At 67.1% G+C, this 12765-nt stretch carries 13 protein-coding genes; 4 read left to right on the top strand and 9 right to left on the bottom strand.

Features of this window, described 5'->3' with window-relative positions; all coding sequences use genetic code 11:
- Positions 1-9: 9 nt before the first annotated feature.
- From AC1DN0_RS22280 to AC1DN0_RS22270, 3 genes are all read right to left on the bottom strand, one after another.
- Positions 10-156, bottom strand: a complete 147-nt coding sequence (locus AC1DN0_RS22280; protein WP_081861985.1) for a DUF3149 domain-containing protein — start codon at positions 154-156, stop codon at positions 10-12.
- Positions 157-295: 139 nt separating this feature from the next.
- Complete coding sequence (upp, locus tag AC1DN0_RS22275; protein WP_477146013.1) at positions 296-946, bottom strand: uracil phosphoribosyltransferase; 651 nt, start codon at positions 944-946, stop codon at positions 296-298.
- A gap of 112 nt (positions 947-1058) precedes the next feature.
- Positions 1059-2021 carry a Bug family tripartite tricarboxylate transporter substrate binding protein gene (locus AC1DN0_RS22270; protein ID WP_035859426.1) on the bottom strand — a complete coding sequence of 321 codons (963 nt, stop codon included), beginning with the start codon at positions 2019-2021 and terminating at the stop codon, positions 1059-1061.
- Between the two features lie 392 nt (positions 2022-2413).
- On the opposite strand from AC1DN0_RS22270, the gene AC1DN0_RS22265 reads away from it, so the two are divergent.
- From AC1DN0_RS22265 to AC1DN0_RS22250, 4 genes are all read left to right on the top strand, one after another.
- A complete protein-coding gene (locus AC1DN0_RS22265; RefSeq protein WP_477146012.1) occupies positions 2414-3424 on the top strand; it encodes a DMT family transporter in 1011 nt (336 codons plus the stop codon).
- A 1-nt stretch (position 3425) separates the two neighbouring features.
- Complete coding sequence (locus AC1DN0_RS22260; RefSeq protein ID WP_035859428.1) at positions 3426-4214, top strand: SDR family oxidoreductase; 789 nt, start codon at positions 3426-3428, stop codon at positions 4212-4214.
- A gap of 99 nt (positions 4215-4313) precedes the next feature.
- Positions 4314-4715 carry a methylglyoxal synthase gene (locus AC1DN0_RS22255; protein WP_441632129.1) on the top strand — a complete coding sequence of 134 codons (402 nt, stop codon included), beginning with the start codon at positions 4314-4316 and terminating at the stop codon, positions 4713-4715.
- Between the two features lie 86 nt (positions 4716-4801).
- Positions 4802-5776, top strand: coding sequence for a quinone oxidoreductase family protein (locus AC1DN0_RS22250; protein WP_441632127.1), 975 nt, complete (start codon positions 4802-4804; stop codon positions 5774-5776).
- A gap of 10 nt (positions 5777-5786) precedes the next feature.
- Here the strand turns inward: AC1DN0_RS22250 and AC1DN0_RS22245 are convergent, their stop codons facing one another.
- From AC1DN0_RS22245 to AC1DN0_RS22220, 6 genes are all read right to left on the bottom strand, one after another.
- Positions 5787-6080, bottom strand: coding sequence for a YkvA family protein (locus AC1DN0_RS22245; RefSeq protein ID WP_045238646.1), 294 nt, complete (start codon positions 6078-6080; stop codon positions 5787-5789).
- Positions 6081-6292: 212 nt separating this feature from the next.
- Positions 6293-7438 (bottom strand): BMP family ABC transporter substrate-binding protein, encoded by a 1146-nt coding sequence (locus tag AC1DN0_RS22240; RefSeq protein ID WP_477146011.1) that lies wholly within the window; start codon positions 7436-7438, stop codon positions 6293-6295.
- Between the two features lie 156 nt (positions 7439-7594).
- Positions 7595-8515, bottom strand: a complete 921-nt coding sequence (locus AC1DN0_RS22235; RefSeq protein WP_045238644.1) for an ABC transporter permease — start codon at positions 8513-8515, stop codon at positions 7595-7597.
- A 16-nt stretch (positions 8516-8531) separates the two neighbouring features.
- Positions 8532-9632 carry an ABC transporter permease gene (locus tag AC1DN0_RS22230; protein ID WP_441632122.1) on the bottom strand — a complete coding sequence of 367 codons (1101 nt, stop codon included), beginning with the start codon at positions 9630-9632 and terminating at the stop codon, positions 8532-8534.
- Complete coding sequence (locus AC1DN0_RS22225) at positions 9625-11199, bottom strand: ABC transporter ATP-binding protein (protein WP_441632120.1); 1575 nt, start codon at positions 11197-11199, stop codon at positions 9625-9627. Before AC1DN0_RS22225 ends, AC1DN0_RS22230 begins: the two co-directional genes overlap by 8 nt.
- A 408-nt stretch (positions 11200-11607) precedes the next feature.
- Positions 11608-12537, bottom strand: coding sequence for a pirin family protein (locus AC1DN0_RS22220; protein ID WP_441632118.1), 930 nt, complete (start codon positions 12535-12537; stop codon positions 11608-11610).
- Positions 12538-12765: the final 228 nt, after the last annotated feature.

Raw genomic sequence — 12765 nt, 5'->3', positions numbered from 1 at the left:
GCGGCCGGTTCAGCGGCGTTGCGCCGCCGCCTCGTCTTCCCGCATCTTGCGCAGGAACAGCCGGGTGAAGAACCACCCCATGCCGATGATGAAGCCAATGACGCCGAGGCTCATCAGCCCGGTGCCGGTGGTAAACAGGATCTTCAAGGCTGCCATCTGGGTCTCCCTGGTCAGGCACGGCACACCGGATCATGTGCCGTTGCCGCCAGTCTAGGCAGRCCCCTCGCCGCGCGGGTTGAGGCGGATCAAGCCGGGCGCAGAGAGCGCGCGGCCTGATCCGTTTTCAAGGGAACGCTCAGTTCTTGGTCCCGAACAGCCGGTCGCCGGCGTCGCCCAGGCCCGGAATGATGTAGGCGTGCTCGTCCAGATGGCTGTCCAGCGAGGCCACGAACAGCTTCACGCCTGGGTGTGCCTTCTGGAAGACTTCCACGCCTTCCGGCGCAGCCACCAGCGCGACGAAGGTGATCGCCTCGTCCGCGACGCCGCGGCGCTTCAGCACGTCGACCGCGTGCGCGGCGGAGTAGCCGGTGGCGACCATCGGATCGCACAGGATAAAGCTGCGGTCTTCCACATCGGGCAGGCGAACCAGGTATTCCACGGGGCGATGCTGGTCATCTCGGTAGACACCGATATGACCGATGCGCGCCGAAGGAATCAGCTCGACCAGGCCGTCGCTCATGCCCACGCCGGCGCGCAGCACCGGCACGATGGTGAGCTTCTTGCCGGCAATCACGGGTGCATCCAGTTCGACCAGCGGCGTCTCGATGTGACGCGTGGTGAGCGGCAGGTTGCGCGTGATTTCATAGCCCATCAGCAGCGTGATCTCCCGCAGCAGTTCGCGGAATGTGCGCGTGGACGTGTCCTTGTCGCRCATATGGGAGAGCTTGTGCTGGATCAGCGGGTGATCGAGGATGTACAGCTTGGGGAAACGCGGATCTTGCTTCATGGCGGGTAGGCGGCTGGAGTGGGCGCGAAGGCCCGGTGCAGCCGGATTGTAATGGATGCGCAGCCGCGCGCCCCCGGCAGTGTCCCGGCCGGCAGCGCGCGGGGCCCGCCGCTCAATCCACCGAGATGCTGGCGCTCTTGGCGACCTTGCCGAATTTCTCGTACTCGGACAGCGTCAGCGACTGCAGTTCCGCCGCGCTCGAGCCCTTCGGGTTGAAGCCCGCCTGGACCAGCTTGTCCTTGACGTCCGCATTGCCCAGCGCCTCGACGAAGGCGGCATTGAGCGCCTGCACCACCGGCGCGGGCATGCCGGCGGGCCCGTACACGCCGAACCACGGCTCGACAGCGTAGCCAGCCAGGCCGGCCTCGGCCAGCGTCGGCACATTCGGCAGGGCGGGCGAGCGGCTCTTGCCGGCCACGGCCAGCGCGCGCAGCTTGCCGCCCTGGATGTGCGGCAGCGAGGCGGGCAGGTTGTCGAACATTACCTGCACATGGCCGCCCAGCATATCGTTGATGGCCGGGCTGCTGCCTTTGTATGGCACATGGGTAAGGCCCGCCTGCGTCATCTGCGAGAACATCGCGCCGGCCAGGTGCATCGACGTGCCGGTTCCCGCGGTCGCGTAGGTCAGGCCGGGGTGCGCCTTGGCATAGCTGACCAGTTCCGACACGGTTTTCACCGGCAGGCTGTTGCTGACTTCCAGCACGATGGTCGAGGTGCCGAGCAGGCTCACCGCGGTGAAGTCCTTGCGCGGATCGAATGGCACGTGCTTGTAGATATGCGGGTTGAGCGCATTGGTCGAGATCGCGCCGAAGCCGATGGTGTAGCCGTCCGGCGCGGCCTTGGCGACCGCCTCCATGCCGATATTGCCGCCCGCTCCGGGGCGGTTTTCCACCACCACCGGCTGGCCGAGCTTCTCGGCTACTTTCTGGCCGACGGTGCGCGCGACCAGGTCGGTGGTGCCGCCTGCGGCATAGGGCACGATAAAGCGGATCGGCTTGGCGGGGAAATCCGCGGCGCTGGCGGCGCCGGGCAACCAGCCGGCCGCGAGCGCGGCCGCCGCGGCCACGGCGGCCATCAGCGGGCGGGCGCCATGCTGGCCGGTCCGCGGCGCGCGACGATTGCCGCGGAAGGCGAAGCGAGGGGACACTAGGGAAAGGGGTGCTGCCGTCATGAGTGAATGCTCCTGGTTCTTCTTATTGGGCACGTGTCGCACGCGCCGAGCGGCGAGCTTACGGCAGTTTCAGGATGCCTGCCAGCGGCGCCGTCGCCGCCATCCGGTCGAAACCGGAGCCAGGCAGGAGAGGGTGCGTTGCATGGGGGATTCCTCAAGGAAGGTGACATCGCCCAGCGGCCGCACGCAGGGCAATGGGCGCCGGATGCAGTTGACTCTTTTCGAATACAATGGCTCGCGTCTTCAGCGGTCCGCCTTGCCCTCGGCGGCGCGCGGCCCTTCTATCCGGCTTTCCCGTGTCAGCATCCCAGCTCTCCAGCACCAGCAGCGTGTCTCCCGCCCAGCCGGCATCGCAGCGCGCCGGCCTTGCCGTGGCCGCCGTCGGCGCCATCCTCTTCTCCGGCAAGGCGATCGTCGCCAAGCTGATGTACCGCTACGACGTCGACGCGGTCATGGTCATCAGCCTGCGCATGCTGTTCGCCGTGCCGCTGTTCATGGCCATCGGCTGGTGGCAGTCGCGCCGGCTGCCGGCGCTGTCCTGGGCCGACCGTGGCCGCATCGTCTTCCTTGGCATCATCGGCTACTACCTGTCGAGCTTCCTCGACTTCCTCGGGCTGCAGTACATCACCGCAGGGCTGGAACGGCTGATCCTGTTCCTGACGCCATCCTTCGTGCTGCTGGCCAGCGCGGTGCTGTTCAAACGCAGCATCAGCACCCGGCAATGGCTGTCCTTGCTGCTTGCCTATATAGGCATCGTGCTGGTTTTCGCGCATGATCTCGACGTGAGCGGCAGCGGCGTGTGGCTCGGTGCCGCGCTGGTGCTGGGCAGCGCACTCACCTATGGCATTTACCTGATTGCCTCGGGCGAACTGGTGCAGCGTATCGGGTCGCTGCGGCTCGTGGCCTATGCGATGTGCGTTTCCACCGCCTGCTGCGTGGTGCAATACCTGGTGCTGGGACGTCCGCTGGCGGCGCTGTTGCAGCCGGCGCCGGTGATGTGGCTGTCGCTGGTCAAYTCGGTGTTCTGCACGGTGCTTCCGGTGTCGCTGACCATGGTGGCGGTGGCGCGCATCGGCGCGCCGATGGCGTCGCAGGCGGGCATGCTCGGGCCGGTGTCCACCTTGTTTCTCGGCTTCTGGCTGCTGGGCGASCCGATCACCGGCGTGCAGCTTGCCGGCAGCGCATTGGTGATGGGCGGGATATATTTACTGTCGGCGCGCCCCGGAGCCAAGGGGCGCGGCGGTGCGAAGGGCACGCAGGATAACAAGCAGGCGGGTGGCCGCCTCGATGACACAAGGAGTCGATGAGATGGATCTAGGATTGCGCGGCAAGCATGCGCTGGTGTGCGGCGCCAGCAAGGGTCTCGGTTTCGCCTGCGCCGATGCGCTGGCTGCCGAAGGCGTGGACGTGGTGATCGTGGCGCGCGGCGCCGAGGCGCTGGAAAAGGCGGCGGCGGACCTGCGCGCGCGCCACGGCCGGCGCGTGGTGCCTGTCGCCACCGACATCACCACCCCGGCGGGGCGCAAGCTGGCGCTGGACGCCGTCGCCAAGCTGGGCGACCTGGACATCCTCGTCAACAACGCGGGCGGGCCGCCGCCGGGCAACTTCCGCGACTGGGACCGTGATACCTGGCTGGCAGCGATCGATGCCAATATGCTGACGCCGATCGAACTGATCAAGGCCACTGTGGATGGCATGATCGCGCGCAAATGGGGCCGCATCATCAATATCACCAGCGGTGCCGTCAAGGCGCCGATCGACGTGCTCGGGCTGTCCAACGGCGCACGCTCCGGCCTGACCGGCTTCGTCGCCGGGCTGGCGCGCGAAGTGGCGCAGCATGGCGTGACCGTCAACAACCTGCTGCCCGGCCCGTTCAATACCGACCGCCTCTACAAGACCATGGAAGGCGGCGCCAAGCAGGCCGGCCTGTCCATCGAGGAAGTCGCGCAGCGCCGCGCCGCGTTGAACCCGAGCCGCCGCTTCGGCGAGCCGGCCGAGTTCGGCGCCACCTGCGCCTTCCTGTGCAGCCGCCAGGCGGCCTACATGACCGGGCAGAACGTCCTGCTCGACGGCGGCGCTTACCCCGGCACGTTCTGAGCGCCTGCCCCCCTCCGGGCGGTGGCAGTGCCGCCGCCCGGCGTGTTTCCCGCCGGGCCGCACCGGCCCGACCTTTGCTGACTGGCCAGGATGACGCCGATGACTCCCCCCCGTATCGCGCTGATCGCGCACGACCACAAGAAAGATGACATCGTGGCCTTTGCCGGCCGCCATCGCGATTTCCTGTCGCGTTGTGAACTGTTGGCAACCGGCACCACGGGCGGCCGGCTGAGCGACGAAATCGGCCTCACGGTGACGCGCATGCTGTCCGGCCCCTGGGGCGGCGACCTGCAGATCGGCGCGCAACTGGCCGAGGGCCGCGTCGGCGTGGTGATCTTCCTGCGCGATCCGATGACGCCACAGCCGCACGAACCCGATATCAATGCACTGGTGCGCGCCTGCGACGTGCACAACGTGCCTTGCGCCACCAACGTGGCGACCGCCGACCTGTTGATCGCGGAGTTGCGGCGTCTATACCCGGAGCCGGGCAAGCCGGCCTGATCGTTTCCGCGCGTACCGCGCATGACATCGTTTGCCGATGCGCATCGATACGCATCGACAAGCATCAACAGGAACAGGAGCGAGACATGAGCAAAGCCATCCGCATTTTCGAGACCGGCGGCCCCGAGGTGATGCAGTGGGTCGACGTCGAGGTCGGGGATCCCGGCCCCGGCGAGGTCCGCGTGCGGCACGAGGCGGTCGGCCTCAACTACATCGACGTTTACTTCCGCACCGGGCTGTACAAGCAGGCGCTGCCGGGCGGACTCGGCATGGAAGGCGCCGGCGTGGTGGAGGCCGTGGGCGATGGCGTGCCGCACCTCGGCGTGGGTGACCGTGTCGCCTATGCCGGCCGCCCGACGGGCGCCTATGCGCAGGTACGGGTGATGCCTGCCGATATCGTGGTGCGCCTGCCCGATGCCATCTCGTTCGAGCAGGGCGCGGCGATGATGCTGCAAGGCCTGACCACGCAATACCTGGTGCGCGACAGCTACCGGGTGCAGCCGGGCGATACGGTGCTGCTGCACGCCGCCGCGGGCGGGGTTGGCCTGATCGCCAGCCAGTGGCTCAAGGCGCTGGGCGCCACGGTGATCGGCACCGCCGGCAGTGACGAAAAAGCCGCGCTGGCGCGCGCGCATGGCTGCGACCACACCATCGTCTATACCCGCGAATCGTTCGTGGACAGGGTCAGGGAAATCACCGGCGGCAAAGGCGTCGCGGCGGTCTACGATTCAGTCGGAAAGGATACCTTCAATGGCTCGCTGGATTGTCTGAAGCCGCGCGGCACCCTGGTGGTGTTCGGCAATGCATCGGGTCCGGTGCCGCCGTTCGATCTCTCGTTGCTGGGCAACAAAGGCTCGCTGCGCGTCACGCGGCCGACGCTGATGACTTACGTGGTGCACCGCGAACTGCTCGAGCCGATGGCGGCCGAACTGTTCGAAATGGTGACCAGCGGCCGGGTCCGGATCGAGGTGCGCCAGCGCTATGCGCTGGCGGATGTGGCACAGGCGCATCGCGATCTCGAAGGCCGCAAGACCACCGGCACCACGATCCTGCTGCCCTGAGCAGCGCGCGCTAGCGGGCGCGCACCGTAGTGGCGCCGGCGCGCGCCTCGGCCTGCCGCAGCACATGCGGCGGCAGGCGCTTGAGCATGAAGTGCACCGCCAGCGGAATCAGCACCACGTCGTCCACGATGCCCAGGCCAAGGATAAAGTCGGGAATCAGGTCGATGGGTGAAATGGCGTAGAGCACCAGGCCGAACGTGGCCGGCCGCAGCCAGGGCGGTGCGTCGGGATGGCGCAGCGCGAACCACAGCAGGCGGCCGTCGCGCCGCAGCAGCGTCCACAGTGCTGAAAATCGTTTCCACATGAGAAGCCTCCTTCGCTTTGCACTTGCAGCGTGGCCAGGTCGGGCCACTCGCAGATAGCTTGGGCCAATCCACGGGGCTTCAAGTTCCGTAGGGGGAGTCCGGGCAGAGGAGGACTACGAGGAGGAGCGGCGGGGCCTGGCAGGCGACCCGCCGCTGTACCGGCATTCCCGCGGGTGCGGGATGCCGGTACAGCTTGAACCGGTGCTGACGTTCAGCCCGGGATCTTGCCTTCCACGCCTTCGACGTAGAACTTGATGCCATGCAGGAAGCCATCGTCGGCGACCTGGTCCTTGGTCAGCTGCTCCTTGCCGGTGTTGTCCTTGAGCGGACCCTTCCAGATCGGCGCGGAACCGTCGGCCACGCCCTTCTTGCGCTCTTCCACCAGTGCCTTGACGTCATCCGGCACCACGGCGTTGAAGCCCTTCAGGTCGATCATGCCTTCCTTCAGGCCCCACCACGTGGTGCTGTTTTTCCACTGGTTGGCCAGCACGTCGCCCACCACCTTGTTGTAGTAGACGCCCCACGAAATCACCGAGGCGGCCAGGTGGGCCTTCTCGCCGAACTTGCTCATGTCGCTGTCCCAGCCGAAGGCGTACACGCCCTTTTCCTGCGCGGTCTGTACCACGGCGGCGGAGTCGGTGTTCTGCATCAGCATGTCCACGCCCTGRCCGATCAGCGTGGTGGCGGCTTCGCGCTCCTTGCCCGGATCGAACCACTTGTTCACCCACACCACCTTGACGGTCGCCTTGGGATTCACGCTGCGCGCGCCCAGGGTGAACGAGTCGATATTGCGGATCACCTCGGGGATGGGCACCGATGCCACCACGCCCATCTTGCCGGTCTTGYTCATCTTGCCGGCTACCACGCCGGCCAGGTAAGCGCCTTCATAGGTGCGTACGTCGTACTGCGCCAGGTTGTCCGCGGTCTTGAAGCCGGTGGCGTGCTCGAACTTCACGTCCGGGAATTCCTTGGCCACCTTGAGCATCGACTCCATGTAGCCGAAGGTCGTGCCGAAGATGAGCTTGTTGCCTTGCGCGGCGAGGTCGCGGAACACGCGTTCCGCATCGGCGGCGGATTCCGGCACGTTCTCGACGAAGGTGGTCTTCACCTTGTCGCCGTACTTTTCTTCGACGGCCTTGCGTCCTGCGTCATGGGCGTAGGTCCAGCCCGCGTCGCCGACCGGTCCGATGTAGACGAAGGCAACCTTCAGCGGTTCGGCCTTCTGCTCGGCGGCGGGGGCCGAAGCCGGGGCGGCGCTTTCCGCAGGCTTTTCGGCTTCCTTCTTGCCGCAGCCCGCGATAGCCAGCACGGCGGTGGCGGCCAATGCGGCGAGGGTTTTCCTGCGCGTGACGATCATGATTTCTCCTTGTGATGACCTGGGTACTGATTCTTTGATTAAGGTTGCAACTGTGGCTCTGGTAACGAGGGTTTTCAGCGTGAGGTCTCTGGCGGACTTCTGAAAATCGGGCAATGCGGCGCGGCCCGGCAAGGCGCCGGGCCGCAATCGCAACGGTCAGGCAACACCCGGGCGGAAGGGTTTGCCCAGCGAGGCCGGCATGTTCAGGCGGATCCACGCCGGATTGCGCGAGATCAGCGCCAGCACGACGATGGTGGCCGCATAGGGCAGCATCGACAGTATCTGCGACGGCATCGACACACCGATCCCTTGCAGGTAGAACTGCAGGATGGTGACGCCGCCGAACAGCCACGCCCCGGCCCATACGCGGCCGGGTCGCCAGGTGGCGAAGGTGGTCAGCGCCAGCGCGATCCAGCCGCGCCCTGCCACCAGGTTCTCCACCCACATCGGCGTGTACACCAGAGACAGGTAGGCTCCGGCCAGCCCGCAGCAGGCACCGCCGAACAGCAGCGCGCCAAAGCGGATCAGCCGCACGGGATAGCCCAGCGCGTGCGCCGATTCCGGCGATTCGCCGATCGCGCGCAGGGTCAGCCCGGCGCGCGTGCGGAACAGGAACCACATGATGGCGCCGCACAGGAACAGGCTGAAATACACCATCCAGTGCTGCTGGAAGAAGGCCGGGCCGAAGAACGGGATATCAGCCAGGAAAGGAATCGACCTGGCCTGCGACGGCATGGCGAAGCCGACGAAGCGCTGGCCCATGAAGGCCGACAGCCCGGTGCCGAAGATCGACAGCGCCAGGCCGGTGGCCACTTGGTTGGTGGCCAGCACCAGCGCCAGCCACGAGAACAGCGTGGCCATCAGCATGCCGGCGAGCGCGCCGGCGGCAAAGCCGAGCATCGGCGACTGCGTCTGGTAGCCGACCATGAAGCCGAATGCGGCGGCCACCAGCATCATGCCTTCGGCGCCCAGGTTGAGCACGCCGGAGCGTTCGTTGATCAGCAGGCCGAGCGCGGCCAGCAGCAGGGGTGTGCCGGCGTTGATCGCCGTGGCGATAAGAGGGGCGAATTGTTCCATATCGTGTGGGCTCCGCTCAGGCGGCCTTGGCGCGCCAGCGCAGGCGGTTGTCGATCAGCGTATCGCTGGCCAGCAGGAAGAACAGCAGCATGCCCTGGAACACCGAGCCGATCGCCGAAGGCAGGCCCAGCCGGGACTGGGCCATTTCGCCGCCGATATAGAACAGCGACATGACGATGCCCCCGAATACGGTGCCCACCGGATGCAGGCGGCCGACGAAGGCGACGATGATCGCGGTGAAGCCGTAGCCGGGCGAGATCGACGGCAGCAACTGCCCGATCGGGCCGGTCACTTCGAAGGCGCCCGCCAGGCCGGCGGTGCCGCCCGAGATCATCAGCGCGCTCCACAGCGAACGGCGCGCCGAGAAGCCCGCATAGCGCGCCGCCGCCGGCGCGGTGCCGCCCACCTGCAGCCGGTAGCCCGCGAAGCTGCGGAAGATGAAGACGGTCATCACCGCCACCAGCACCAGCATCACCGCAAAGCCCGCGTGCAGGCGCGAGCCCGACAGCAGGTTGGGCAGCAGGAATTCGCTGGAGAACACCTTGGACTGCGGGAAGTTCATGCCGTTGGGATCCTTCAGCGGACCATTGACCACGTACAGCATCAGCTGCTGCGCGATATAGGTCAGCATCAGCGACACCAGGATCTCGTTGGCGTTGAACTTGTCCTTGAGCGCCGCGGTGATCGATGCCCAGAACATGCCGCCGACCACGCCGGCCAGCGAAGCCAGCACCAGCACCACGGAGCCGTTGACGCCATTGCCGGGCACGTCGAAGTACAGCACCGTGGCGCCGGCGAAAATGCCGCCGAGGATCAACTGGCCGTCGGCGCCGATGTTCCAGATATTGGCGCGGTAGCACACGGAAAGGCCGAGCGCGCAAAGCACCAGCGGTACGGTCTTGAGCAGCACCTCGCCGATGGCGCGGCGGTCCTTGAGCGGATCGACCAGGAAGACCTTGAGCGCGGCCACCGGATCCTTGCCGAGCAGCAGGAAGAGCAGGGCGCCGAAGGCGAGCGTCAGCGCCAGCGCAATGAAAGGGGAAGCGTAGGCCATGCGCCGCGAGGGCAGCCCGCGCGGCGCCAGCGACACGGGCGAGCGAAACAGGAAATCAGCCATGGAGCGCGGCCTCCTGTTGTTCGCGACGGCCGCCTGGCCCGCCTTCCCACAAGCCGCTCATCCACAGCCCGACCTGTTCGCGCGTGGCGTCCTGGGTGGGGATCGACGGCGATAGCCGGCCCTTGGCGATCACGTGCAGGCGATCGCAGATGGCGAACAGTTCGTCCAGTTCCTCGGACACCACCAGCAAGGCGCAGCCGGTGGCCTTGAGCGCCAGCAACTCGTTGTGGATCTGCGCCGCGGCGCCAACGTCCACGCCCCAGGTCGGCTGGGCCACGATCAACACCTTGGGGCCGCTCTCTATCTCGCGGCCAACGATGAATTTCTGCAGGTTGCCGCCCGACAGGCTCTTGGCCAGCGCGTCCGGCCCGCTTGCCTTGACGCGAAAGCGGCCGATCACGGCTTGCGCCAGCCCGGCCGCCGCCCTGGGCGATATCATGCCGCGCAGCACATAGGGCGCGGACTGGTGCGAGAGCAGGATATTGGCCGCCAGGCTCATGCCCGGGACGGCGCCGCGGCCCAGGCGCTCTTCCGGCACGAAGGCCAGGCCGGCGCGGCGGCGCTGGCGAGCGTCCAGCCTGCCCACCGGCTTGCCGTCCAGCGCGATGGCGTTGCGTTCCGCGCGGACGTCCTCGCCCGACAGCGCCGCCAGCAATTCCTGCTGGCCGTTGCCGGACACACCGGCGATGCCGACGATTTCGCCGGCATGCAGATCCAGCGAGATGCCGGACAGCTCCGTGGCGAAGGCATGCGCGCGCGGCAGGGACAGTTCGCGCACCGCGAGCCGGCACGCGCCGGGTTCCGTCTGCACGCGCGCTTCGCGCGGCGGCTCGCCGCCGATCATCAGGCGCGACAGCGAAGCCGCGCTCTCCTGGCGCGGATCGCACACGCCGGTGACACGGCCCATGCGCATCACGGTGGCGCTATGGCAAAGCTCGCGGATCTCGTCGAGCTTGTGGCTGATGTAGAGGATGCTGGTGCCTTCCGCGGCGAGCTGGCGCAGCGTGACGAACAGCGTCTGCACCGCCTGCGGCGTCAGCACGGAAGTGGGCTCGTCCAGGATCAGCAGCTGCGGTTTTGCCAGCAGCGCGCGCACGATCTCCACGCGCTGGCGCTCGCCCACCGACAAGGTGTGCACATGGCGGTTGGGCTCCAGCGGCAGGCCGTAACGCTCCGCCGTTTCGCGGATCTGCTCGGCCAGCTGCTTCATGTTGGTGGCGCCGGCGGCCTTGCTTGCCCTGGGCAGGCCGAGCGCGATGTTCTCGGTGACGGTCAGCGTATCGAACAGCGAGAAGTGCTGGAACACCATGGCGATGCCCAGGTTGCGGGCGTCGTGCGGATTGTGGATGGCGGCGGGCGCACCGTTGAAGTGCATATCGCCGGCGTCGGGTTTGACCGCGCCAAAGATGATCTTCATCAGGGTGGACTTGCCGGCGCCGTTCTCGCCGAGCACGGCGTGGATTTCGCCGGGGGCGACGACGAGGGACACATCGTCGTTGGCGGTCACGCCGGGGTAGCGCTTGCTGATATGGGCAAGCGCCAGCCTTGGGGTTGTACTTAAGGTCACTGAGGCGGCTCGAGTTGTTATGGCAGCAACGTGGATCAATGTTCGTATCGGGCAGCACCTCCTGCAGTGCGTGGGGCAGGATCGCCGTTACGCATTGCAGCAACCATCACTGGCTGGTGATGCCGTTTATTAACCGTGGATTATATAAGTGTGCGGGGTTCGGACGGCCTGTCCAGGACAGTTTTCTCGGCCCCGCAATGGATACAGGCAGGTTGCAAGTCGCATGCCGGGCACATGGCGCGGCCGGGCTGCCGCCTCTGGGGCGGAAGGTGGACAACATGGCCCGCAAGCGGCGCAATCGGGAGAGGCTGGGGGGAAGACGAGGGAAGCGGGGAGGCGCGGCAGCGGCCGGAGCAGGGCGCTCCGGCGCATGGTCCGCCGGGGGCGGCCCCGGCGGTAACTGGCGCGTCAGGCGCCTTTGCCGACCGCGATCTGGTTGAAGCGGCCTTCGCGGAAATCCGCCAGCGTCTGATAGATCTGCTCCTGGGTGTTCATCACGAACGGCCCATATTGCACGATCGGCTCGCCCAGCGGCCGGCCCGCGATCAGCAGGAAGCGCGCATCGGCGCTGGCGCTGACCGTCACGCCGTCCGCGCCTGCCGGGTTGTCCAGCACGCCCATGCGCTGCGCTTCCAGCACGGCCGCGTTGTCTCCCGCGCCGACCGCGATCTCGCCGCGGTAGACGTACAGGAAGGCGTTATGCCCGGCCGGCAGCACCTGGGAGAAGCGCTGCCCGGCGGGCAGCGTCACGTCCAGGTAGAGCGGTTCCGTGACCGGACGCGTCACCGCACCTGCCACGCCGTGCGAAGCCCCTGCCAGCACCCGTACCGTGGCGCCATCCGGCAGTGCCACGGTGGGCACGGCGGCGGCTGGCAGATCGCGGTACCACGGCGCCGTCATCTTGTCGGCGGCGGGCAGGTTCAGCCACAGCTGGAAGCCTTCCATGCGGCCGTCCTCCTGCTCGGGCATCTCCGAATGCACCACGCCGGCGCCGGCCACCATCCACTGGGCACCGCCGTTTTCCAGCAGGCCCTCGTTGCCGGCGCTGTCGCGATGGCGCATGCGGCCGGCCAGCATATAGGTGATGGTTTCGAAGCCGCGATGCGGGTGATCGGGGAAGCCGCCGATGTAGTCGTCGCGGCTATCGGTGCCGAAGGCGTCCAGCATCAGGAACGGGTCCAGCCGGCGCTGCAGGTTCTGCGTGAGCACGCGCGTGAGTTTGACGCCGGCGCCATCCGAGGTGGCGATGCCCCGCACCACGCGGTCGACCGCGCGCGAGCGCTGCACGGTCTCCACGGCGGTGGCCGGGACGATGGGGGCGGTAGTGCGTTGTTCCATGATGAATCTCCTGTTGGCGGGGCTGGCGGCAATGGTGCCCGAGCCCGTTGGCTACCCTCCCAATTTAAGGGTTTGGGCCAAAACCGGTAGAGGGCATCCGGACAACAGATTGTTCTGCCAATGGCACGATCGGAGGTCATTGGTAGATCAATTCTGGAACAGCGCGAGCCTCGCGGAGATATTGGACGAAGGCTGATAAACGCGGGCAGAAAGCGGTGTGGAAACGAG

Source organism: Cupriavidus sp. 05N39 (assembly GCF_056397325.1).
This window is presented reverse-complemented; position numbering and strand designations above follow the sequence as displayed.